This is a genomic window from Ottowia beijingensis (assembly GCF_013423955.1).
In the GTDB taxonomy this organism is placed as follows: domain Bacteria; phylum Pseudomonadota; class Gammaproteobacteria; order Burkholderiales; family Burkholderiaceae_C; genus Ottowia; species Ottowia beijingensis.
The window spans coordinates 2,531,553-2,554,495 of the sequence record NZ_JACCKX010000001.1 but is presented as its reverse complement, the minus strand read 5'-3'; the positions used below and the strand labels follow the sequence as shown (position 1 = coordinate 2,554,495).

General features: G+C 63.0%; 24 protein-coding genes and 4 pseudogenes. 18 read left to right on the top strand and 10 right to left on the bottom strand.

The genetic code is table 11. From position 1 onward, the window contains the following. The first annotated feature begins 13 nt into the window (after nt 1-13). Both H0I39_RS12850 and H0I39_RS12845 read left to right on the top strand, forming a co-directional pair. On the top strand, nt 14-1,183 hold the full coding sequence (locus H0I39_RS12850) for a class I SAM-dependent methyltransferase (protein WP_308645848.1): 1,170 nt from the start codon (nt 14-16) through the stop codon (nt 1,181-1,183). Between the two features lie 11 nt (nt 1,184-1,194). Continuing rightward, a complete protein-coding gene (locus H0I39_RS12845; RefSeq protein ID WP_180550759.1) occupies nt 1,195-1,389 on the top strand; it encodes a DUF2905 domain-containing protein in 195 nt (64 codons plus the stop codon). 83 nt (nt 1,390-1,472) lie between these two features. Here H0I39_RS12845 and H0I39_RS22310 read toward each other — a convergent pair whose 3' ends face one another. The 6 genes and pseudogenes from H0I39_RS22310 to H0I39_RS12825 all read right to left on the bottom strand — a co-directional run bounded on the left by H0I39_RS22310 (nt 1,473) and on the right by H0I39_RS12825 (nt 5,687). Then, nucleotides 1,473-1,598, bottom strand: coding sequence for a hypothetical protein (locus tag H0I39_RS22310; protein WP_257645789.1), 126 nt, complete (start codon nt 1,596-1,598; stop codon nt 1,473-1,475). A gap of 46 nt (nt 1,599-1,644) precedes the next feature. Continuing rightward, nucleotides 1,645-1,815: a phospholipase D-like domain-containing protein gene (locus H0I39_RS22305; protein ID WP_257645788.1), complete on the bottom strand. Its 171-nt coding sequence runs from the start codon at nt 1,813-1,815 to the stop codon at nt 1,645-1,647. Then, nucleotides 1,782-3,347, bottom strand: coding sequence for a phospholipase D family protein (locus H0I39_RS12840; protein WP_257645787.1), 1,566 nt, complete (start codon nt 3,345-3,347; stop codon nt 1,782-1,784). The genes H0I39_RS22305 and H0I39_RS12840 overlap by 34 nt, the downstream gene beginning before the upstream one ends. 152 nt (nt 3,348-3,499) lie before the next feature. Further along, nucleotides 3,500-3,838 carry a YegP family protein gene (locus H0I39_RS12835; protein ID WP_180550758.1) on the bottom strand — a complete coding sequence of 113 codons (339 nt, stop codon included), beginning with the start codon at nt 3,836-3,838 and terminating at the stop codon, nt 3,500-3,502. A gap of 145 nt (nt 3,839-3,983) precedes the next feature. After that, nucleotides 3,984-5,137: pseudogene (gene rodA / locus H0I39_RS12830) on the bottom strand (rod shape-determining protein RodA). A gap of 112 nt (nt 5,138-5,249) precedes the next feature. Further along, entirely contained in the window at nt 5,250-5,687 is a 438-nt protein-coding gene (locus H0I39_RS12825; protein ID WP_180550757.1) for an IPTL-CTERM sorting domain-containing protein, read from the bottom strand. A 463-nt stretch (nt 5,688-6,150) separates the two neighbouring features. On the opposite strand from H0I39_RS12825, the gene H0I39_RS22300 reads away from it, so the two are divergent. The 9 genes from H0I39_RS22300 to H0I39_RS12795 all read left to right on the top strand — a co-directional run bounded on the left by H0I39_RS22300 (nt 6,151) and on the right by H0I39_RS12795 (nt 11,752). Further along, nucleotides 6,151-6,645, top strand: coding sequence for a hypothetical protein (locus H0I39_RS22300; protein ID WP_257645786.1), 495 nt, complete (start codon nt 6,151-6,153; stop codon nt 6,643-6,645). Continuing rightward, nucleotides 6,576-7,052, top strand: coding sequence for a WYL domain-containing protein (locus H0I39_RS12820; protein WP_308645926.1), 477 nt, complete (start codon nt 6,576-6,578; stop codon nt 7,050-7,052). The genes H0I39_RS22300 and H0I39_RS12820 overlap by 70 nt, the downstream gene beginning before the upstream one ends. 72 nt (nt 7,053-7,124) lie before the next feature. Further along, nucleotides 7,125-7,388 (top strand): hypothetical protein, encoded by a 264-nt coding sequence (locus tag H0I39_RS12815; RefSeq protein WP_180550755.1) that lies wholly within the window; start codon nt 7,125-7,127, stop codon nt 7,386-7,388. Further along, nucleotides 7,367-7,462 (top strand): SHOCT domain-containing protein, encoded by a 96-nt coding sequence (locus H0I39_RS24170; protein ID WP_180551807.1) that lies wholly within the window; start codon nt 7,367-7,369, stop codon nt 7,460-7,462. Before H0I39_RS12815 ends, H0I39_RS24170 begins: the two co-directional genes overlap by 22 nt. Nucleotides 7,463-7,515: 53 nt before the next feature. After that, the gene (locus H0I39_RS12805) at nt 7,516-8,310 is read left to right on the top strand and encodes a hypothetical protein (RefSeq protein WP_180550754.1); all 795 of its coding nucleotides are present in this window, start codon (nt 7,516-7,518) and stop codon (nt 8,308-8,310) included. A 1-nt stretch (nt 8,311) separates the two neighbouring features. Continuing rightward, a complete protein-coding gene (locus tag H0I39_RS22295) occupies nt 8,312-8,770 on the top strand; it encodes a P-loop NTPase family protein (RefSeq protein ID WP_257645785.1) in 459 nt (152 codons plus the stop codon). Between the two features lie 82 nt (nt 8,771-8,852). Beyond that, complete coding sequence (locus H0I39_RS22290; RefSeq protein ID WP_257645784.1) at nt 8,853-9,824, top strand: hypothetical protein; 972 nt, start codon at nt 8,853-8,855, stop codon at nt 9,822-9,824. 25 nt (nt 9,825-9,849) lie between these two features. Then, complete coding sequence (locus H0I39_RS22285) at nt 9,850-10,041, top strand: hypothetical protein (RefSeq protein WP_257645783.1); 192 nt, start codon at nt 9,850-9,852, stop codon at nt 10,039-10,041. Then, a complete protein-coding gene (locus H0I39_RS12795; RefSeq protein WP_180550753.1) occupies nt 10,019-11,752 on the top strand; it encodes a LeoA/HP0731 family dynamin-like GTPase in 1,734 nt (577 codons plus the stop codon). The genes H0I39_RS22285 and H0I39_RS12795 overlap by 23 nt, the downstream gene beginning before the upstream one ends. 393 nt (nt 11,753-12,145) lie before the next feature. Here the strand turns inward: H0I39_RS12795 and H0I39_RS12790 are convergent, their stop codons facing one another. Next, entirely contained in the window at nt 12,146-12,301 is a 156-nt protein-coding gene (locus H0I39_RS12790) for a hypothetical protein (RefSeq protein WP_180550752.1), read from the bottom strand. A gap of 501 nt (nt 12,302-12,802) precedes the next feature. On the opposite strand from H0I39_RS12790, the gene H0I39_RS12785 reads away from it, so the two are divergent. The 7 genes and pseudogenes from H0I39_RS12785 (at nt 12,803) to ruvC (ending at nt 18,735) form a co-directional block, all read left to right on the top strand. Next, nucleotides 12,803-13,390 (top strand): YqiA/YcfP family alpha/beta fold hydrolase, encoded by a 588-nt coding sequence (locus tag H0I39_RS12785; RefSeq protein WP_180550751.1) that lies wholly within the window; start codon nt 12,803-12,805, stop codon nt 13,388-13,390. 167 nt (nt 13,391-13,557) lie between these two features. Continuing rightward, nucleotides 13,558-14,082 (top strand): cytochrome b, encoded by a 525-nt coding sequence (locus H0I39_RS12780; RefSeq protein ID WP_180550750.1) that lies wholly within the window; start codon nt 13,558-13,560, stop codon nt 14,080-14,082. A gap of 19 nt (nt 14,083-14,101) precedes the next feature. Continuing rightward, nucleotides 14,102-15,507 (top strand): annotated as a pseudogene (locus H0I39_RS24165) (ribonuclease catalytic domain-containing protein); the annotation flags it as partial. After that, nucleotides 15,496-16,194: an RNB domain-containing ribonuclease gene (locus H0I39_RS24160; RefSeq protein WP_373368342.1), complete on the top strand. Its 699-nt coding sequence runs from the start codon at nt 15,496-15,498 to the stop codon at nt 16,192-16,194. The pseudogene H0I39_RS24165 and the gene H0I39_RS24160, both read left to right, overlap by 12 nt. Next, nucleotides 16,194-17,105: an energy transducer TonB gene (locus H0I39_RS12770; protein ID WP_180551806.1), complete on the top strand. Its 912-nt coding sequence runs from the start codon at nt 16,194-16,196 to the stop codon at nt 17,103-17,105. The genes H0I39_RS24160 and H0I39_RS12770 overlap by 1 nt, the downstream gene beginning before the upstream one ends. A gap of 239 nt (nt 17,106-17,344) precedes the next feature. Beyond that, nucleotides 17,345-18,070 (top strand): monofunctional biosynthetic peptidoglycan transglycosylase, encoded by a 726-nt coding sequence (gene mtgA, locus H0I39_RS12765; protein ID WP_180550749.1) that lies wholly within the window; start codon nt 17,345-17,347, stop codon nt 18,068-18,070. A gap of 129 nt (nt 18,071-18,199) precedes the next feature. After that, nucleotides 18,200-18,735, top strand: a pseudogene (gene ruvC, locus H0I39_RS12760) (crossover junction endodeoxyribonuclease RuvC). Nucleotides 18,736-19,031: 296 nt separating this feature from the next. On the opposite strand, the gene lpxC reads toward ruvC, so the two are convergent. The 3 genes and pseudogenes from lpxC to ftsA all read right to left on the bottom strand — a co-directional run bounded on the left by lpxC (nt 19,032) and on the right by ftsA (nt 22,932). After that, nucleotides 19,032-19,955, bottom strand: a complete 924-nt coding sequence (lpxC, locus tag H0I39_RS12755; protein WP_180550748.1) for a UDP-3-O-acyl-N-acetylglucosamine deacetylase — start codon at nt 19,953-19,955, stop codon at nt 19,032-19,034. Nucleotides 19,956-20,346: 391 nt separating this feature from the next. Then, complete coding sequence (gene ftsZ, locus H0I39_RS12750) at nt 20,347-21,573, bottom strand: cell division protein FtsZ (protein ID WP_180550747.1); 1,227 nt, start codon at nt 21,571-21,573, stop codon at nt 20,347-20,349. Nucleotides 21,574-21,703: 130 nt separating this feature from the next. Beyond that, nucleotides 21,704-22,932: pseudogene (gene ftsA, locus H0I39_RS12745) on the bottom strand (cell division protein FtsA). Nucleotides 22,933-22,943: the final 11 nt, after the last annotated feature.

Here is a 22,943-nt window from a genome sequence, read left to right as displayed (position 1 = left end):
GGACAATGGCGCGGTGACGAATGACGACCAAACCAGTGTAACCAGCGCGCTGCCGGCGCTGATCGCCCGCGAGATCGCGCAGGCCGGCGGCTGGCTGCCGTTCGACCGCTTCATGCACCTGGCGCTGTACGCACCGGGGTTGGGCTATTACGCGCATGGTTCGCGCAAGTTCGGCGCGCTGCCGTCGTCGGGCAGCGACTTCGTGACGGCGCCCGAGCTGTCGCCGCTGTTCGCCCGCGCGCTGGCGGCGCAGGTGGCCGAGAGCCTGGCGGCGACCGGCACGCAGGAAGTGTGGGAGTTCGGCGCCGGCTCGGGCGCGCTGGCGGCAGAATTGATCGCCGCACTGGATGCGCTGGGCCAGCCGCTGACGCGCTACACCATCGTCGACGTGTCGGGTGCGTTGCGGGCGCGCCAGCAGGCGCGGCTGGCAGCCCATGGCGACCGCGTGGCCTGGGCGGATGAGCTGCCCGCCACGCTGCGCGGCGTGGTGCTGGGCAACGAGGTGCTGGACGCGATGCCGGTGAAGCTGCTAGCGCGCGTGGGTGGTGAGTGGCATGAGCGCGGCGTGATTCTTGAGGCAAATCAGGCTGCAGCGCCCGCTCCACAAGCGCCGGCAGCTATTGAAAGCGAAGCGCGTGCATTCGTTTGGCAAGACCGCCCCACCGCCCTGCGCCCGCCGGTCGAGATCGACGGCAACGGCGACTACGTGACCGAAGTGCACCCGCAGGCGCACGCCTTCGTCGCCACCGTGGCCGCGCTACTTCAGCGCGGCGGCGCGGGCGCGGCGTACTTCATCGACTACGGTTTTCCCGAGGCCGAGTACTACCACCCGCAGCGCACCACCGGCACCCTGGTGTGCCACCGCGCGCACCGCATGGACGACGCGCCGCTGGCCGATGTGGGCGACAAGGACATCACCGCGCACGTCAACTTCACCGGCGTGGCGCTGGCGGGACAGGACGCCGGGCTCGACCTGCTGGGCTACACCAGCCAGGGGCGCTTTCTGCTGAATTGCGGCATTGCCGCGCTGATGGAAGCCAGCGACCTGCCCACGCGCGCCACGGCCATGAAGCTGGTGGCCGAGCACGAGATGGGCGAGCTGTTCAAGGTGATCGGCTTCGCCACGCCGGGCCATCCGCCGGCGCGCGGCTTCGCGGCGGGCGACCGGCTGCACCGGCTTTGATGGAGGCCTGAATGATCCGCTGGATGATCGTCATCTTCCTGGCGCTGGTGCTGATCAGCTGGTTCACGCCGCTGCTGGGCAAGCTGGGTTTCGGGCGGCTGCCAGGCGACTTCCGCTTCAGGCTGTTCGGGCGCGAGTGGTTCATCCCGCTCACCACCACGCTGATCCTGAGCGGCGTGGCGAGCCTGATCGCCAGGCTGCTCTGAGCCATCACGCATCCAATTCGCTTGATCAGCAACAAGTCTCCGACTGTGTTGCGGGAGCGGGCTTGCCCGCGATGAGCCTTGGTTCAGGGTGAAGCGCCGCCATCGCGGCCAAGGCCGCTCACACACGCAGTATCTGAGAACTCTTGATAATCAAGCAAGTTTAATAGCTGCTTGCGCTCGCCAGAATTCATTTTCAGATAGATTTTCATCTGAAATCAGCTTCTGACGGGCGCTAACAGCTATCTTTATTGAATTTCAGAGCATCTCATCCGGCGCGAATGGCCCCAGGATTTGCAGCAGGAACTGCAGGCCCCAGCTGGCGTCGGGCTCGCTGCGGGCGTCCTCGAACTTCGCCTGCGGCGGGGCGCGCCACAGCAGGCCGCCGGCGGGCGTCAGCTCCAGCTTCCAGGCGCTGTCGTCGAACACGTCCTCGATCTGCGCCGCGGCCTCCTCGACAGCGCGCCGCTGCGGATGACCAGCGCCACCTCGGTGTTCTGCAACTGCGAGCGCAAGTCCAGGTTCATCGAGCCGATGCTGATCACGCGGCCGTCGAAGATGAACATCTTGGAATGCAGGCTGGCCTTGGAGCCGCCCGCGCCGGAGCCGAACACGGTGCGGTCGAGGTGCTGGCTTTTCAGCGCGCGCATCTCGTACAGCTCCACGCCCAGCTGCAGCAGCTGCTTGCGGTAGCGCGCGTAGCCCACGTGCGCCAGCGGCGCGTCGTTGCTGGCCAGCGAGTTGGTGAGCACGCGCACGCGCACGCCGCGGCGGCGCATGTCGGCAAACACTTTCATCATCGCCTCGCCCGGCACGAAGTAGGGCGAGACGATGAGCACGTCGCGCTGCGCGCCCTGCATCAGCGACAGCATGCCGTCGACCACGGTGTCTTCGGTGTAGGTGTCGTTCAGCTCGGGCACCAGCTTGAAGGGCTTGTCGACGATCAGCGTGCCGGGCGCCCAGATTAGCGGCAGCTTCTGCAGGTCGAGCGCGTCGGGCAGCGGCGCGGGCGGTGCGTCCTGGTCCTTGTCGGTGGGCAGGTTGACGGCGGCGTGCACGGCGCTGCCGGCGGCGTCGGCGGCCGAGGCAGCGCTGCTGGGCGGCGGCGCGGCGTGGTCGGCGGCCGGGCCCGGCGCGGCGTGGTCGGCGGCGTCGGTCGACGCGGCCACCTGCTCGCGCAGCGTGCGCAGCTCTTCGGCCGAGATGAGCGACTGCACCGGGTAGGCCAGCGGGTTGTTCCAGTACTGGTCGAAGCTGGCCGACATCTGCGGCACCACCGGGCCAATGGCCAGGATGTCCATGTCGACGAAGTTGCTGCCGTCGGCGGTGCCGAAGTAGGCGTCGCCCAGGTTGCGCCCGCCGGTGATGCCCCAGGCGTTGTCGGCGATGTACAGCTTGTTGTGCATGCGGTGCTGCATGCGCCGGAAGTCGTGCAGCGAGCGCATGGCGCGCACCACGGTGGAGCCGCGCCCGCCCGGCAGCGGGTTGTACATGCGCATCTCCACGCCGGGCAGAAAAGCCATGCCCATCACCAGCGCGTTCTTGCCGGTGGAGTTGAAGTCGTCCAGCAGGATGCGCACGCGCACGCCGCGCTTGGCGGCCAGGCGCACTTCCTGCAACAGGCGCGCGGTGCTCTCGTCGCCGTGGATGGCGTAGTACTGGATGTCCAGCGTGCGGCGGGCCTGCTGCGTCAGCGCCAGGCGGCTGCTGAAGGCGAGGTTGGCGGAATCGATCAGCGCGTAGCCGGACACGTCGGGCGCCGTGTCGGCCGGCCGGCGCGCCGCCGCCAGCTGGCCCAGCGGCGTGCCGGCGGGGCTGGCCAGCGCGTGCGACACCGGGCGCTCGACGTTCTCGGGCAGGCTGCCGCAGCCCGCCAGCACGACCGCCAGCAGCAGCAACGGCAGCCACGCCAGCCAGCGGGGCGTGGTGTGTGGGCGCGCGAATGGGGCAGGCTGGAACATGGCGGCGGCAGGGTGATTGACACCCATCGTAGAGCCAAAGAACGGGCGCCGCCTGTCGGACAAGGGCGTTTGCGCGCCGGCCGGCGGCAGGGCAGCGTGGTGTGCGGGCACAAAAAGCCGCCCTGCGGCGGCTTTTGGGGGCGATGGGCGGATCAGGCGGCCGTCTGGTCGTCCACGCTGGCGCCGGCGGCGTTGGCCATCACCGACTCGATGCCGGCATCGCGGGCCGATTCGCTGCTGTACATCTCGCTGCTGCCGATGACCTGGCCGTTGGCCGCCTTCAGGTTGAAGTAGGGCGAGCCGTTCTTGGCCACGGCCTTTTCGTAGCGCGCGGCGTCGCCGGCGTTCTTCTTCACCGACTCGATGCCGTTGACCGCGCTGGCCTTGGCCTCGTACATCTCGCTGCTCAGGATGGTCTGGCCATTGCCGGCCAGCAGGGAGAAATAGAACTTGTCGTTCTTGGACTTCTTCAGTTCGAACTTGCCTGCCATGAAAACTATCTCCTTCTGAGGGTGAGCGCCAAGCGGGTGCCGGCTGGCGCGCATTGTGGCCCTCAAATCCGACAGATTCAATCGCGCGGGCCGGGGATGTGCAATTGCGCACGCCCCTGTGGCGCCCCGCCATGCCCGGCGGGCTTCAGCTCTGCATCATGCGGCGCGACTTGGCCACCGACATCAGCATGCCCAGCGCCAGCCCCAGCGTGACCATGGCCGTGCCGCCGTAGCTGATGAAGGGCAGCGGCACGCCCACCACCGGCAGAATGCCGCTGACCATGCCCATGTTGACGAAGGCATAGGTGAAGAAGATGGTGGTGAGCGCCGCCGCCAGCAGGCGCGCGAACAGCGTCGGCGCCTCGGCGGCGATCATCAGGCCGCGGAAGATGAGGAACGTGAAGCCGGCGATCAGCGCCAGGTTGCCGGCCAGGCCGAACTCCTCGGAGAAGGCGGCAAAGATGAAGTCGGTGGTGCGCTCGGGGATGAACTCCAGGTGCGTCTGCGTGCCCTGCATGAAGCCCTTGCCCCACCAGCCGCCCGAGCCGATGGCGATCATGCCCTGCAGGATGTGGAAGCCCCTGCCCAGCGGATCGCGCGTGGGATCGAGCAGCGTGCACACGCGCTGGCGCTGGTACTCGTGCAGCACGTGCCAGTCCACGCCGTCGGCGCACAACTGCGGCTCGAACGCGATGATGCTGACGATGCCCACGGCCGCGATCACCACCGGCGGCAGCACCAGCTTCCAGGGCAGGCCGGCGAAGAAGATCACCGCCAGCCCGGCGGCCATCACCAGCAGGGCCGTGCCCAGGTCGGGCTGGCGCATGATCAGCGCCACCGGCACCGCCAGCAGCGCGAAGGCGCCGATGAAGTCGATCGGCCGCGTCTGCCCCTCGCGCCGGTGGAACCACCAGGCCAGCATCAGCGGCGTGGCGATCTTCAGCAACTCGCTGGGCTGGATGACGATGCCCACGTTGAGCCAGCGCGTGGCCCCCTTGCGCGTGATGCCGAAGAACTCCACCCCCAGCAACAGCACCACGCCCAGCACGTACAGCGGCACCGCCAGCTCATCAGCCGCTGCGGCGGCACCTGCGCCACCACAAACAGAATGCCCAGCGCGATCAGCATGTTGCGCCCATGGTCGGCAAAGCGCGTGCCGTGGTCGAAGCCGGACGAATACATCGCCGTCAACCCCAGGCCCGCCAGGATGAGCACGGCCAGCAACAGCCACAGATCGAAGCCGCGCAGCAGCGGCCACAGGCGGCGCCAGAGCGAGGGTTTTTCGAACACGATGGCCATGGGGAATTATCCCTCTGGGGCTGGCCGGGGTGGCCACCGGCCACAACCGACCCTTCGCCTAACGCCCCCGAAGCGGTCTTTCAGGCCGCTTCGGGTCGGCAAGGCTAGTTGATCAACCTCGCCGCCGCAGCCTGCTCGCACCCAAGCCTCCGGCAGCCAGTGCCATAAGCATCAGGCCCAGTTCCGACAGCGTGGGCACCGGCGTCACCGCAGACGGTGGCGATGGCGCGACCTTGCGGGTGTTGGTCAAGGTGCAGGTGACATCCGTTTCCGGCATTTGGAAACTGCCATCTGTGATGGTCACGGCGCCTTCGGCGGCGTTGCAGGTCAGTTCGGCATCGTAGTTGGCCAGATCGGTGTCCGGGTTGGCGGCAATTTCGGTCACCTTCACTTCGGTGCCAGCCTCAACAGGCACGGGTCCGGTGGTCCCGGTGTCGCCTACATCCGTCGATTGCTCTGTGGTTTCGCCATTGACTTGAAGGGTGCACCTGCCCGGGTCTTCCGCCGGTGACAGCACCTTGGTCACCGTCACCGTGGGGGTGGCGTGCAAGTTATCTTCATGGTGGCGTTGCCATTGAGTGGCAACTCATCATTGGCGCTGTCAAAAATATAGACGATCGGCAACACGCCTGCCGTCGGTGCTGTGTATGTGAGGCTCGTGCCGAGCTGGCCTCCAGGCACTAAAGGCGCGGGTACACCGCCAGACGATTCGGTCGCAAACGCCGATTCAAAGTTATACAGAGCCCACGACGCCGTAGTCGCAGGGTCTGGATTTCCTGGCTCCAGCGTGAACGTGATCTTGTCACCCTGAGCAGTTCACAACTGAACGTCATGGTCGAAAAAGCGTCGGGGTCGTCTGGAGTGACAACGTAGCCCAACACACGGGATTCGCCCTCTGGCACGGTGTAGGTAGAACGACCATTTCAAACTTCACATAATGTTTTCTGTTGCAGTTCGACACACCTTGTCGCACCCCAGTTCTACAGTCCGTGCAGCCACTTTCTCGAACAACCATGTCTGCCCAAACTCCTGCAGCCAACACCACATCCAAAGGTGAAAAGCTGGCCCAGCGCCTGTCACGCATCATTGCCCGCTTGCACCAAGGGGAGCTGATCGACAAGCACCAACTGGCCGCCGAATTCGATGTGGACGTGCGCACCATCGAGCGTGACCTGCACCAACGCCTGCACGGCATTGCCGAGCGCAATGACCAAGGGCAGTGGCAACTCACCCACACCGCCCGCAGCACCATCCCGGCCAGGCACCTGCACGACTACGCCCGCATGGCTGGCACCGAACACCTGTTCCCCGACACCAGCCTGTCCTACCTGCTCGGCCAGCTTGCCACCCCGAACCACGCCGCGCAACCCACGTCCAGCCCGTGCCGCACGAAGACCTTGGTGGCAACACCCGCACCTTTGCCGCACTACAGCAAGCCATTGGGCAGCACCACATCTGTCACTTCACCTACAAGGCCAAGCCACGCATCGCCCACCCCTACCGCCTGATCCACAAGAACGGCGTCTGGTACCTGGCCGCAGAAGAAGCAGGCCGCCTGAAAAACTTCAGCGTTGCGCTGATTGAAGCATTGCAGGTAGACCACACCCAGCACTTCACCCCCAAACGCGCACACCTGGACTACATCGCCAACAAGGACGACGTGTGGTTTACCGAACAAACCACCGAAGTGCTGCTGCGCGTCGCCCCAGAGATTGCCCACTACTTCGCCCGCCGCCAGCTCCTGCCGCAACAACAGCAGCGCCAGGACAGCGACGGGTCCCTGCTGGTCACCACCCAGATCAACCACATTAACCAGCTACTGCCCGTGGTGCGGTATTGGCTACCGCATGTGCGCATTGTTCAGCCCAAGGCTTGGGAGGAGGAGTTGGTGAGGGGCTGGAGCAAGCGTTGGTGATGTGGGAGCCCTGAAATCGACAGACAAAATTAGATAAAGAAGTACCTCTATGCTGCAATTCATTCTTTTTTATTGGTGCTGTTCGCCATTGGCTGTGTGCTGTATGGCGTTTCGGCGGGGGTACAGATGATTCAGCGTGGGCTTGCCTATATGGCAAGAAGTACAAGCGAAGGTGTATTGGAAAAGACGCCGTTATCACCAAAGACGGACAAAAGCTCTGACAGTGCTGTTGTGTCGCCAGAGCCAGCCAGCACACCGTCGCCCGCAGGTTCGCCGATGCAACACGGCATTGAGGAACTACGCGCACTTTTACGCTGTATCAGCAAGGCGCGCTGACGCAGGCTGAATTTGAAGAGATGAAGCGTAGTTTGCTGGCGGCCTTTAAAAGCGTTGCACCGCAAGACCAGTGAAGTCTGTACGCCCAGCGTCAAGGAATAGCCAATTTTCATCACAAAGACAAACAATGAACGCACCCCAAGACCTCAATCGTCTGTACGCCAATGTATCGGACAGCGTCGGCAAAGCCATGGCAGACATTCTCTCGCTCAATGTTGAGCATAAGGATGGCAAGCGTGAAATCGGAAACATTACGAAAAAGCTTCGCGACATTCAAAATCGTTTCGACAGCGAACTCCAGCAGCTAAAAACCCATGCCGAGTGGGACACATTCACTTTGGCGTTCTTTGGCGAAACCAACGCAGGTAAAAGTACGATCATTGAATCACTGCGTATCTTGTTCAAGGAAGAAACCCGTCAAGCACTGCTACAACAGCATGCCAATGATTTGGAGCAGTTCGCGCAGGCTCTTACCGCTCACCTTGAGCATGTCCGTGAAGGTCTACACGCCTTGTACAGTGAATACACGGATGAATTGACGGCCATCTGTCAAGGCACCGATCGATTAGTGCGAATCGCCCAGAGCGAAGTCCAAGAAAGAAATGCAATTGCCAAAGCCGAGGCTGATGCAAGAAATCTGATAGTCCAGCAAGAAACCCAGGCACGTCTTGAAATACAGCGCCAGGAAGTGGTGCATCGTCAGCAACTCGCTGAAACTGAGGCCCAGGCTAGACAGAAACTCGCCGAACAGGAATCCAGCGCTCGCCTGGCTGCGGAGCAGCAAGAGGTATCACAACGCTTGCAAATCGAGCAGGCCTACGCAGTATCACGTCACAAGCTGCGTTTGGCCCTCTTCGGTGGTGGTGGGATCTTGATCGGTGCCATGGCTGCTGTGGCATTGTTGAAGCTGGCAGGAGTCTGAGATGGCTGCTCATGAACTCGATGAACTATTCGAGGAGGCGACATCAATGCCTTCATCAGTTGTGCCTACGACGTCTGTCTCCCAGCACATCGAGGTAAGCTCCCCAACACTTGATGCGTTGCTCAATCGCCAACTCACCGCACTCCTAGACATGCTAGTAGTCTATGAGCGTCAGAAGGCCCAAGTCCATCGGGTGGATGGCTTAATCATTGGTACTGGCGAGGCTGATTTTACCAAGGGTAATACGCTGTATCCCCTGAATTACAAGGGCAAGCGCTTTCAATTAATAGATGTGCCTGGTATCGAAGGTGATGAGAGCAAGTATGCGCATATGGTTCGTGAAGCCATAGCCAAGGCTCATTTGGTTTTTATGTCAATGGCACCAACAAAAAACCTGAGAAGGCCACTGCACAGAAAATACGAAATTATCTCAGACTGGGTACGCAAGTCTGTCCCCTAGTAAATGTTCGTGGCAATGCAGATGCATACGAGTTTGAAGAAGATCGTGAATCTCTAAAAATCATGGTGACTCCACCACTGCATTGCAGCAGACCGAGGAAGTACTTCGCTCAGTATTGGGTAGCAAGGTTATGCAAACCGGCCATTGCGTACAGGGCCTGCTTGCGTTCTCAGCATTGGCGATCGATGCGCAAACCGGACGAACTACTATTCACTCTTCTCGTAGCCGAGATTTAGTCATCCAGCAACGTAATTATCAAAAGCACTTCACATCACGCAAGTCGATGTATGAATTTAGCCAGATACAGTCCGTTGCTAAAGTGCTCCACGACAAGCTATCGACCTTTCGGGAAGACATGATAGAGAGCAACAAGACCAAAGTTTATGAATTACTTGTTGAAAATTTAGAAACATTGAAAAATCTTTACATATCGCACGAAGCATTTGTTGCAAAAACCAAGCCGGAGTTCGATAAGTGCCGCGAAGCAATAAAACAAGCACAAGAAAGATTTGAGCAACTGGTCGTGACCGGACGAAAAAATCTTTGGGAGAAGCTTTTCAACAGCCTCAAAGAGGATGCTGACGAAATTGTCGAGCAAAATTTTGGAGAAAATAAAATCATCTCCAATAAAATTGAACGTGCATTCAAGAATCGACAAGAGTCACTCAAAAATGCATTACAGGAACAGTATGAAAAGTACCTCGCTGATTTACAGAAGGATCTACAACAGGCCATGCGACGGTTACTGGAAGATGTTTCGCGGGTCGAGTTTGAAAAGTTACTCAGTGACTCCGAAAATATGAACATTAACTATAAGACTCCTGAGCTTGGCATCGGTCTTGAATTTGGCGATTATGGCTGGATGGCTTTAAATATTGGTTCTTATGCTGTTGCTGGATTTGGTATCGGTTCCGCGTTCCCAGTGATTGGCAACTTGATAGGTGCTATTGCTGGTGCTGTAGTGGGCGCGCTGGTCAGCTTCATAAAGCACATTTTCACCAGCAAGGAGAACGCATTCGTAAGGCACAAGGCCAAGTGCAAGAAAAATAGATGAAGCCTGGTCCGAGGCCCGTAAAGCCTTGCAAGAAGAAAGCAAAACACTTTTCTCGCCTGTGCGCAAGCAGGTTCAGGAAGTTGTTTTGGCACGTGTGCAACAACTTGATGAATCACTCAAACGACCCCTAAAAATAATCGAGCAGCAGATGATGCTGATGAAAAACACTAAAGACCAATTGGAGAAAATGCCTTATGGAACAATTCAAGCAATTTAATGTAGAGAAGCAAGCTGCACTCAAGGAACTGGAGCAATTGCGTGTAGTACTCAACGAACTAGGTGATATGGGTGCTGATGTCAGCAACGAATTGCAAAAAATTGATTCAGCAATACGAACTATTGAGTCTGATGTTCTTCGCATCGCACTTCTCGGTGCCTTTTCTGACGGCAAGACTAGTGTGATTGCCGCTTGGATGGGCAAGGTAATGGCTGATATGAAAATCAATATGGACGAATCCTCTGACCGTTTAGCCATTTATTCACCCGAAGGATTGCCAGAAAAATGTGAGATTGTTGACACCCCTGGCCTTTTTGGTGACAAGGAAAAGTTGGTTGATGGCGAGCAGGTGATGTATGAAGATTTGACAAAACGCTATATCTCCGAAGCGCACTTGATTCTCTATGTGGTGGATGCTACCAACCCACTCAAGGAAAGCCACAACGACATTGTCAAGTGGGTGCTGCGAGATTTGAATAAGCTATCGTCAACCGTTTTTGTGATCAACAAGATGGATGAGGTTACTGATCTGACGGAACAAGTGCTTTTTGATGCACAGGCCACGATCAAGAAAGATAATCTTAAATCTAAGCTGCAGCGTGCAGCAAATCTTAGCCCTGACGAAGTGGCCCAGTTGAAAATTGTTTGTCTGGCATCTAACCCTAATGGGCGTGGCTTGGAATTTTGGTTCAGTAAGCCAGCGCATTATGAAAGTCGATCGCGAATTAATGACCTCAAAGCTATGACAACCCAGGTGCTGCACCGCAACGTCCCAGCCGTATTGATGGCTAAGACCGGCCTGGATGTCGTTCACGATATTGTTGGGCAGCATGTGGTTCGCGCTGAAAATCAATTGATGCAACTCAATATTTTTGCCGAGCAAAATGCAGAAGAGGCGGCACGTATCCGTCAAGATATTTCTAAAGGCCGTCGGGAAGTAAAACAATTGGCTGGTGAATTATTTGAGGAGTTGCAAAACATTGAAAATAGCCTGCTGGGCAAGTTGCGTCCTCTATCCCTAGAAAACATCCGTGACTTCCTTGAGGATGAACTCGGTTATACCGTGGATGGCGTTGGATTTAAGTTGCACTTGAAAATCAAGAGTGCAATTGACCGTTCCTTCGAACAGTCTTCTAAAGTTACCAGTCGTATATCGCAAGATATCGGTCGCCAGCTAAATTCTAGCGAAAGCTTTCTTAATGCCATGGGTGAAAGTGCGTTGAAGTCCATGGGTGGCGCAGCGAAGGGGATTGCCAGCCTGAGTCCAGATGTCATCAAGGGTGCAATATTCGTTGCCCGTGATACACTGAAATCTGTGGCAGGTATTGCAATAAAATTCAAGCCTTGGGAAGCGACCAAACTTGCCGCCTCTATTTCCAAATGGGCGGGTCCTGCGGGAGCAGCTTTTAACCTTGCTTCTGACTTGTTCAGTGCATATAAGGCACATGAATTGGAGCAGGAACTAAAAAGCACCAAAGATTCCATTGCAGAGATAATCAAAAGCTCCTTCAAGGATATTTATGACATCATCGGTGATGACGAAAAGCTGATGGATTTCTTTGCTCCTCAACTCAAAGAATTTGAGAAAATTGTAAAAACCGTTGAGGAACGATCGAAATTCATCAGCACAAGCCAAGAGAAACTCCAAGGGGTGAAGGAAAAGCTGAATGCGCTTAAGTTTGATGCTGCGCGGCTTGAGACAACGGCCTAAACGGATAGCTGGCCTTCGCAAGAACAACGCTCAGCACCGGTCTTCTGCCACCACCCCACGCGATCGATATGCCCATTCGTCCAGTTCCCATGCGTTACCTCGGCTCAGGGTGCTCGGCAGATTCGCTTGTTCTGCACTTGATGCCAGCGGTTGCCAGACTGGTGTTTCACCGGCATCAATGCTGGAGCCGAGGATCGACCAGGTAGCCTTGCTCAGTGCTGGATCCCAAGTTGGGTCCCCTTCCCGCCAACTTTGCAGGCGCTCTCCACTCAAGGTAACCGTCAGTTTGTCGCCCGGATGGAACGTCCCGAGCTTTGTGCTGGCGTCTGGTCGTACCCAGTCGCAGGCCCATCCGGACCGAGTGCCTCCTGTCGGACCGAGTGCGGCAAGATGCTAAGCAACTGGCATGAGGTGCCTAGCCCCCAGGAACATAAATGCGTTGGCAATGGTACTGGTCGTTGTGGTGCCGTCCTGTGCCGAGACGGGACTACTCAGCCCAACACCCATGGCAGCGAGCAGCGTTGTCAATACCAGCTTGAGTTTGTTCATGATTAACGCTCCAGAGACCGATCACTACGCCTAGCCAACCTAGTATGCGAGCCTATGACCATAACTCAGCCATGTGAGTTCTTGGTCTTTTCGCAGGCTTTTCATTCGTGAACTAAATGTGCATTGCTGACACTGCACGACCTTGGTTTGACCTTTGTCAGAAGGAAGCCGCTAATGTGGCGCCTGAAACCGGCGCGGATGCACGGGTCGTCCACGTCACAATAGACGGCTTACCGAGTCGCGCAATGGCTGCAACGGGTCGAAAGTGCCTGTTCGCTGGTCCGAAGAGCAGCCGTTCGCGACTCCGCCAGGCGGTGACCGCATCGGATGTCCGATGAGCACGTCAAATCGGTCTTTGATTTCGGCAAACCGTTGAAGGCTGAGCGGCCGCTTAGAAGTCGGCCTTCACACACGGGGTGCAACCACGAACGGCAGCAATCGCTGCAACGCCGTCATCCCAGCCAGCCGCGCCTCTGCACTTCCCGCCGCTACCATCCCCGGATGCCCACCACCCACCTCCTCTACCTGCACGGCTTTCGCTCGTCGCCGCAGTCGGCCAAGTCGCGGATGATGGCCGCGCGCGTGGCGGCGGAGCATCCGTCCGTCACCTGGTGGTGCCCGCAGTTGCCGCCCTCGCCCGCCGCGGCAGCAGCGCTGATCGAACGTGGCACGGCCGATTGGCCGGCGGATCGCATGGCCGTGGTCGGCTCCTCATTGGGCGGCTTTTATGCCACCTGGCTGGCCCAGCGGCGCGGTTGCCGGGCGGTGGTGCTGAACCCGGCCGTCGATCCGGCGCGCGATCTGACGGCGCACATCGGCGAGCAGACCGCGTGGCACGACCCGCAGGCGCGCTTTTTCTTCCGCCCTGAATACATCGACGAGTTGCGCGCGCTCGAATCCGGCCCGCTGCACCACCCCGAGCGCTTCTTGGCCGTCATCGCCAAGGGCGACGAGCTGCTGGACTGGCGCGAGATGTGCGGCCGCTACACGGGCGCCACGATCCGCCTGCTGGAAGGCAGCGACCACGCGCTGTCGGACTTCGACCAGCACATCGACGCGGTGCTGGATTTTCTGGAACTTGCCGGCTGAGGCCCCGCTCTCACCCCGGTGCCGGCGGCGCCGGGCGCCACTCAAAAGTATTATTTTGATAGCTGTCAGCGCTTGTCCAGCAAGCGCTGAAGGCAGATTTCTTGCTTAAACCTTCGGCAGCACACACCACCGTTCGCGTGTGCGCCCCCGCCTTCTAGAGCCTGCCCATGACCCCCGATTCCGCCACCCGCTACGGCACCGTCAGCCGCACGCTGCACTGGGGCATGGCCCTGGGCCTGGGGTGGATGTTTGCCTCGGCCATCACGCACAGCCTGGCCGAGAAGTCGGCGCTCGACGCCTTTCTGTGGCCCACGCACAAGCATGTGGGCAGTCTGCTGATGCTGCTGGTGCTGCTGCGCGGCGCCTGGGCGCTGATGAATGCGGGGCGGCGCCCGCCTTCGGTCGGCACGCTGGCGCACCTGGGGCATCTGGGGTTGTACGGGCTGATGGTGGCGATCCCCTTCATCGGCCTGCTGCGCCAGTACGGCTCGGCCCGCGCCTTTTCGCCGCTGGGCCTGCCGGTGTTTCCGGGCCGCGATGCGGACACGGCGGTGAAGTGGATGACCGACCTGGGCGGCGCGCTGCACGGCGAACTGGGCTGGGCGCTGCTGGCGCTGACGGTGGGCCACGTCTTCATGGCCTTCTGGCACCGCCGCCGCGGGCCGGACGTGCTGCCGCGCATGCTGGGCTGACCGCCGGCGCCGGCCTGCCATGGCCGGGGATGGGACAATCGCCCCCTCTATGCATGTACTTTTCGACGAGGCCGGCAAATTCCTGGCGGGCCGCATTCTTTCCGAGGCCGAGGCCTCGGCGCAGGTGGAGCTGGACTCCGGCAAGCGCGTCAAGGTCAAGTCGGCCAACCAGCTGCTGCGCTTCGACAAACCCGCGCCGGCCGAGCTGATGGCCCAGGCCGCGCCCCTGGCGGCTGAGATCGAGTTGCCGCTGGCCTGGGAGTTCGCGCCCGAGGCCGAGTTCGGCTTCGGCGAACTGGCGGCCGACTACTTCGGCGGCACGCCGGGCGTGGCGCAGCAGGCCGCCATGCTGCTGGCGCTGTACGAGGCGCCGCACTACTTCCGCCGCGCCGGCAAGGGCCGCTTCAAGAAGGCGCCGGCCGACATCGTGGCGCAGGCGCTGGCCGCCATCGAGAAGAAGAAGCAGATCGCCGCGCAGATCAGCGCCTGGGCCGACGAGCTGGCTGCGGGCAGCACGCCGGGGCCGATCCGCGAGCAGCTGTACAAGATCCTGTTCCGGCCCGACAAGAACGCGCCCGAATACAAGGCCGTGGTGGAGGCCGCGCGCGCCACGCAGCTGGCGCCGCTGGCGCTGCTGCAGAAGGCGGGCGCCATCGAATCGGCCTACCAGTTCCACTGGCAGCGCTTTCTGTTCGAGAACTTTCCCAAGGGCACGGGCTTTCCGGCGCTGCAGGCGCCGGCCATCACCGACGAGCTGCCGCTGGCCGACGTGCAGGCGTATTCGATCGACGACTCGTCGACCACCGAGATCGACGATGCGCTGTCGCTGCAGGGCCTGGGCACGGGCACGGTGGTGCTGGGCATCCACATCGCCGCGCCGGGGCTGGCCGTGCAGCCGGGCGACGCGCTGGACGCGCTGGCGCGCGCGCGTCCACCGTGTACATGCCGGGCTACAAGATCACCATGCTGCCCGACGACGTGGTGGAAGCCTACACGCTGAGCGAAGGGCGCCCGGTGCCGGCGGTGTCGCTGTACGTCACGCTCGACGAGGCCACGCTGGAGGTGCAGGCCACCGAGACCAGGCTGGAGCGCGTGCCCATCGTGGCCAACCTGCGGCACGACCAGATCGACCACCTGATCGCTGACGACTGGCTGGCCGGCGGCCATGTTTCGAACAAAATCGAGGCTGAGGCCTTGCCCATCAAGCGCGAGCAGCTATCATTTTTGTATAAACTGGCGCAGCACCTGAAGCACCAGCGCGAGCTGGTGCGCGGCAAGCCCGAGACCTTCAACCGGCCCGACTACAGCTTCAAGCTGGCCGGGCACGACGGCGACGTGCCCACGGGCGACGAACAGGTGCTGATCACCACGCGCCAGCGCGGCGCGCCGCTGGACGTGATCGTCTCCGAGCTGATGATCCTGGCCAACAGCACCTGGGGCCAGTGGCTGGCGCACCTGGGCGTGCCCGCCATCTACCGCAGCCAGGCCAGCCTGCTGCCGGGCGTGAAGGTGCGCATGGGCGCCAAGGCGCTGCCGCATGCCGGCATCGGCGTGCCCAGCTATGCGTGGAGCACCTCGCCGCTGCGCCGCTACGTCGACCTGGTGAACCAGTGGCAGCTGATCGCCGCCGCGCGCCACGGCCAGACGGCCGCGCTGGCCGCGCCCTTCAAACCCAAGGACGCGCAGCTGTTCGCCGTCATCAGCGCCTTCGACGCCGCCTACAGCGCCTACAACGCGCACCAGGCCAGCATGGAGCGCTTCTGGACGCTGAAGTACCTGCGCCAGCACGGCATCACCGAGCTGACGGCCAGCCTGATCAAGGAGCAGGCTGGCGGCGCCTGGCTGGCGCGCGCCGACACGCTGCCGCTGGTGTTCACCGTGCTGGGCGCGCAGGGCCTGCCGCGCGGCACGCAGGTGCGCGTGCGGCTGGGGCAGATCGACGACATCGCGCTGGACGTGGGCGGCACCGTGATCGAGGTGCTGGACGCCGACACGCCGCCCACCGACAACGGCGTCGAGGACGAAGATGAGACTTCTGCCGCAGGGCCGATCGCCATCGCCGTGGACGTGAGCGAAGCCGAGGGCGCCAGCGCCGATAATCCGGCCCCGTGATGCTGCGCGCGCAACGCCTTCCCTCGCTCAAGACCCTGACCACGCTGCAATGGGCGCTGGGGCTGTCGGTGCTGCTGCACGCGGCGCTGCTCACCATCCGCTTCGTCGATCCGGAAGGCTTCAAGCGCGTGTTCCAGGACACCACGCTCGACGTGGTGCTGGTCAACGCCGAGTCCGACGAAAAGCCCGAGAAGCCCCAGGCACTGGCCCAGGCCACGCTGGCCGGCGGCGGCGAGGCGGCCGACAAGCGCATGGTCAGCACGCCACTGCCGCCGGCGCCGGTCGAGTCGCCCGGCGATTCGGCCGTCAACGAGAACCAGCGCCGCATCGACAGCATGCTGGAGCAGCAGGAGCAGCTGCTGGCCCAGGTGCGCCAGCAACTGGCCACCATGCCCAAGGTGGACCCGCAGAAGCTGAACCAGGACCCCGAGGCCCAAGCGCAGGAAGAACGCCGCCAGCAGCTGCAGAAGCTGCTGGCCGCCATCGAACGCCGGGTGGAGGAAGAAAACTCGCGCCCACGCAAGCGCTACCTGAGCCCGGCCACGCTGGGCATCACCTACGCCGTGTACTACGATGAGATGCGCCGCAAGATCGAGGCCGAGGGCACGGCCAACTTTCCGCAGGTGGCCGGGCGCAAGCTGTATGGCGAGCTGCTGATGTCGCTGCTGATCAACCACGACGGCCGCATCCTGGATGCGCGCGTCACGCGCAGTTCGGGCAATCGAAACCTCGACCGCCTGGCCGAGATCATCGCCTCGCGCGCCGCACCCTTCGGCAACTTCACCGCCGCCATGCGCAAGGACACGGACCAGTTCGACGTCACCGCGCGCTTCAGGTTCACGCACGAGCAGACGCTGGAGACGACGCTGCAGTCCGACCAGTTGACGACGACGGTGCAGGAATTGAAATGACCCGCCTGAGTCGCCTGCAGCGCCACGTGCTCGTCGCCAGAGGCGCCGGCTCTTCGGCCCGTCCAGACCTGCGCAGGCAGGTCTGGAGCTGCGGGCCTCAGCCCCCAGGGGACAACGCTGGCGGCCGGCGCAGGGCTGGCCACGGCGTTCCGGGGCGGCCTGCTCCGCGGCCTTGCGTCGAGCTTGCTGCGCAACCCTGCGTGGTTGCCCATGCCCGCCGGCTGGCAATAAACCCGGATATGCGAAGACTGGGCCGCTGGTTGTTGCTGGTGCTGGTGGCCGGCCTGGCGCTGCAGCTGTTCTTCATCGGCCGCATCGCGCTGATGAGCGTGGTCGATCCGCAGTCCACCGCCTTCCAGCGCTCCGAGGCCTGGCGCATCGCCAACACCGGCGCGCTGCGCTGGCGCCAGGACTGGCGCGACTACGACCAGATTTCCGACCACCTCAAGCGCGCCGTCATCGCGGCCGAGGACGACAGCTTTGCCAGCCACGAGGGCGTGGACTGGGACGCCATCGAGAAGGCCTGGGAGCGCAACGCCCAGGCCGAGGAGGCCGCCGCCCAGCGCGCCGCGCAGAACAAGCCCGCGCGGCCGCTGCGCATCCGCGGTGGCTCCACCATCACGCAGCAACTGGCCAAGAACCTGCTGCTGTCGGGCGAGCGCACGCTGCTGCGCAAGGGGCAGGAGCTGGTGCTGACCTACGCGCTGGAGCACATGCTGACCAAACGGCGCATTCTCGAGATCTACCTGAACAGCGTGGAATGGGGCGAAGGCGTGTTCGGCGCCGAAGCGGCCGCGCAGCACTATTTCAAGAAGAGCGCCGCACAGCTCAGCGCCTGGGAGGCCGCCCGCCTGGCCGTGATGCTGCCGCGCCCGCGCCACTTCGAGAAGCAGCCGAAGTCGCGCTACCTGGCCAGCCGCACCAACACCATCGTGGCGCGCATGCGCAGCGCCGAGCTGCCATGAAGCCCGCCATGGCGTCCACACCGCGCTTCAATTTCAAGAGCTGCTTGCGCCCGTTCAAAAACGATTTCAGATGAATTTCCATTTCAAAACGTTGCACAGCATGCGCCAGCAGCTATCATTAGCATAGTCATGAGAATCCTCGGCATCGACCCGGCCTGCGCACCACGGGCTTTGGCGTGCTCGACGTGGAGGGCCCCGCGCTGCGCTACGTGGCCAGCGGCGTGATCCAGACCGCGCAGGCCGAACAGGGCAACCTGCCGGCGCGGCTGAAGGTGCTGTTCGACGGCATCCGCGAGCTGCAGGCGCGCTACCAGCCCGACGTGGCGGCGGTCGAGATCGTGTTCGTCAACGTCAACCCGCAGGCCACGCTGCTGCTGGGCCAGGCGCGCGGCGCCTGCGTGACGGCGCTGGTGGCCGGCGAGCTGCCGGTGGCCGAATACACCGCGCTGCAGATGAAGCAGGCCGTGGCCGGCCACGGCAAGGCCGCCAAGGCGCAGGTGCAGGCCATGGTGCAGCGCCTGCTGCAACTGCCCGCCGCCCCGCGCCCCGATGCCGCCGACGCGCTGGGCCTGGCCATCACGCACGCCCACGCCGGCCGCGCCGTGGCGCTGCTGCACGCGGCGGGCGCCGGGCGCAGCACCAGCAGCATGTACAAGCGACGCTGATTCTTTAGGTTGGGGCGATCGGTGCTGCCCCGTCAGGCTGTTTCGCGTTCCCAAAGACGGCTAGCGCGTGCGCGATGCGATGACGAAATGACCTCGCTGCGCTTCGATGACGGCAGCTGCGCCGCCATGACGCCAGCCAAGGGCGAGGCCTTCCGCGCATCACTGACGTCATTTCGTCATCACGCCGCGCAGCGGCGGAGTCATGGCGTCAGCAGTCAAAAGTTGGAACGCGCAGCGGTATCAGACGCCGGCAACACTGGTTTTCTTGGGAGCGGGCGCAGGCGCGAGGGCGCCGCTCACCAGGCCCGCACCAGCTGCGCGAAGCCAGCCGGCGCCTTCTTCTCGTCCTCGAAGCTGACGATCTCGTAGGCGTCTTCGCGCGCCAGCAGTGCGCGCAGCAACTGGTTGTTGAGCGCGTGGCCCGAGCGGAAGGCGCTGTACGCCGCCAGCATGGGCTGGCCGACGCAGTACAGGTCGCCGATGGCGTCGAGGATCTTGTGCTTGGCGAACTCCTCGGCGTAGCGCAGGCCGTCCACGTTCAGCACCTTGGTGTCGTCCATGACGATGGCGTTGTCGAGCCCGCCGCCCAGTGCCAGGCCGTTGGCGCGCATCATCTCCACGTCCTTGCTGAAGGCGAAGGTGCGGGCACGGGCGATGTCGCGGCTGTAGCGGCCCGAGCCCATGTCGAACGTGACCTGCTGGCCGGTGGAATCGACCGCCGGGTGCTGGAAGTCGATCTCGAAGCTGAGCGTGAAGCCGTGGTGCGGCTCCAGCCGCGCCCACTTGAGCTGGTCGCCCTCGCCTTCGCGCACTTCCACGGGCTTGAGCACGCGCAGGAACCGCTTGGGCGCGTTCTGCAGTTCGATGCCGGCGCTTTGCAGCAGGTAGACGAAGGACGAGGCCGAGCCATCGAGGATGGGCACTTCCTCGGCCGTGATGTCGATGTAGAGGTTGTCCAGGCCCAGGCCGGCGCACGCCGACATCAGGTGCTCCACCGTGCGCACCTTCGCGTCACCGTGCGACAGCGTGGAGGCCAGGCGCGTGTCGGTCACCGACCGGGCGTTCACCGGAATGTCCACCGGCTCGGGCAGGTCGATGCGGCGGAACACGATGCCGGTGTCGGGCGGTGCCGGGCGCAGCGTCAGCTCCACCCGCTCGCCGCTGTGCAGGCCGACGCCCACGGCGCGCGTGAGGGACTTGAGGGTGCGTTGCGCAAGCATCCGCATATTTTAAGTGCTCCGCGTCAACGGCGCTTACAAGCCAAATCAGGCTTCAGCGCCCGTCCAACAAGCGCAGACAGCTATCAATACAATAGCCTTCAAGTGCTTGATTCATCCGCCGCCCGGGCCGATGCCAGGAACGCCGCCGAAGAGCTTGGCCCGCCCTGGGGCGTTGCCCATGCTGAAAGAAGGAGGAAGCAGACCTGTCACGTTTCCCGCGCCGCCGGCCCCACCCCAACCCTCCCCCAGCGGGGAGGGAGCGAATGCCGGGCTGCGCAGCAAGCCCGGAAAGGGCCGCGGAGCAGACCATGCGCGAACGCCGCGGCCGGACCTGCGCCGGCCGCCAGCGTTGTCCCCTCCGGGGAAGGCGCGTCAGCGCCTCAGGGGATGCTCAGTCTGCCTGCTTGCGCAGGAACGCCGGGATCTCGAAGTCGTCCATGCCGCCCGAGGACAGCGCGTCGACCTTGGCCGCCGCCTGGGTGCGGTTGGTGCGCCACACGCTGGGCACGGCCATGTTGCCGTAGTCGGGCTGCTGCGCGGCGTGGCCGGCCGGTGCACCGCCCACGGACTGGTTCAGCGTCGGCACGTGGAACGGCACGTTGTCGGTGCCGGTGCGCAGGCCGCCCTGCACCACGGTGATGGGCTGGCGGCGCACGCCCTGGCGCGACAGGCCGGTGGCCAGCACGGTGACGCGGATGTCGTCGCCCAGCGAATCGTCGTAGGCGGCGCCGTAGATCACGTGCGCTTCCGGCGAGGCGTAGGCGCGGATGGTGTTCATGGCCTCGCGCGACTCGTTCAGCTTGAGCGAACCCTTGGACGCGGTGACCAGCACCAGCACGCCCTTGGCGCCCGACAGGTCGATGCCCTCCAGCAGCGGGCAGGCCACAGCCTGCTCGGCGGCGATGCGGGCGCGGTCGGGGCCGCTGGCGGTGGCCGTGCCCATCATGGCCTTGCCGGGCTCGCCCATCACGGTGCGCACGTCCTCGAAGTCGACGTTCACGTTGCCGTAGTTGTTGATGATCTCGGCGATGCCGCCGACGGCGTTCTTCAGCACGTCGTTGGCCTGGGCGAAGGCTTCTTCCTGGGTGATGTCGTCACCCAGCACCTCGAGCAGCTTCTCGTTCAGCACCACCACCAGCGAGTCGACGTTGGCTTCCAGTTCGGCCAGGCCGGCTTCGGCGTTGGTCATGCGGCGGCCGCCTTCCCAGTCGAAGGGCTTGGTGACCACGGCCACGGTGAGGATGCCCATGTCCTTGGCGATGCGGGCGATCACCGGTGCGGCGCCGGTGCCGGTGCCGCCGCCCATGCCGGCGGTGATGAACAGCATGTGCGCACCACGGATGGCCTGGCGGATGTCGTCCGACGCGGCCTCGGCGGCCTCGCGGCCCTTGTCGGGCTTGCTGCCCGCGCCCAGGCCGCTGTTGCCCAGCTGGATGGCCGCACCCGCCAGCGTGCGGCTGAGCGCCTGCGCATCGGTGTTGGCGCACACGAACTCGACACCCTGGACCTGGCGCGAAATCATGTGGTCGACGGCATTGCTGCCGCCGCCGCCAACGCCGATCACCTTGATCTGGGTGCCCGCGTGAAATCCGTCCGTCTCAATCATCTCGATGCTCATGGTGTCACTCCTTGTCTGCCTGCAGTTGCCGTGGTTGGAAAGAAATTGAAATAGCTGTTGTTGTCATGGACCTGATGCGCTTGCTGAAGGGCCCAGGTCGGCGGCCCCGTGCTCTGCCAATGAGGGGTCATCAAAAGTTCCCCACGATGAAATCCTTGAAGCGGCCGAACGCCGTCTTCACACCGCTCGACTTCTGCGCCACCTTGTAGCCGCGCAGCCGTGCGGCGCGCGCCTCTTCCATCAGCCCCATCACGGTGGCCGCGCGCGCTGCGCCACCATGTCGGACAGGGCGCGTGAGTACTTGGGCACGCCACGCCGCACGGGCTTGAGGAAGATGTCCTCGCCCAGCTCGACGATGCCCGGCATGACGGCGCTGCCGCCCGTCAGCACCACGCCGGAGGACAGCACCTCCTCGAAGCCGGAATCGCGAATCACCTGCTGCACCAGCGAGAAGATTTCCTCCACGCGCGGCTCGATCACGCCGGCCAGCGCCTGCTTGCTCAGCATGCGCGGCGTGCGGTCGCCCAGGCCCGGCACCTCGACCTGCGTGTCGGCGTCGGCCAGCAGTTGCTTGGCGCAGCCGCTGGCCACCTTGATGTCCTCGGCGTCCATGGTGGGCGTGCGCAGGGCCATGGCGATGTCGCTGGTGATCAGGTCGCCGGCGATCGGGATCACCGCCGTGTGGCGGATGGAGCCGCCGGCGAAGATGGCCACGTCGGTGGTGCCGGCACCGACGTCGACGCAGGCCACGCCCAGTTCGCGCTCGTCGTCGGTCAGCACCGCCTGCGCCGAGGCCAGCGGGTTCAGCATCAGCTGGTCCACGTCGAGGCCGCAGCGGCGCACGCACTTGATGATGTTCTCGGCCGCGCTCTGCGCGCCGGTGACGATGTGCACCTTGGCTTCCAGCCGCATGCCGCTCATGCCCACGGGCTCACGCACGTCCTGGCCGTCGATGACGAATTCCTGCGGCTCGACCAGCAGCAGGCGCTGGTCGCTGGAGATGTTGATGGCCTTGGCGGTCTCGACCACGCGCTGCACGTCGGCGTGGGTGACTTCCTTGTCCTTCACCGCCACCATGCCGGTGGAGTTGATGCCGCGGATGTGGCTGCCGGTGATGCCGGTGTAGACGCGACCGATCTTGCAGTCGGCCATCAGCTCGGCCTCTTTCAGCGCCTGCTGGATGCTGGCAACGGTGGCGTCGATGTTGACCACCACGCCGCGCTTCAGGCCGTTGCTGGGGGCCACCCCCAGGCCGGCGAGCTTGAGGTCGCCGCCGGCCAGCACCTCGCCCACCACCACCATGATCTTGGCGGTGCCGATGTCGAGGCCGACGATCAAATCCTTGTACTCTTTTGCCATGAAGTTACCAG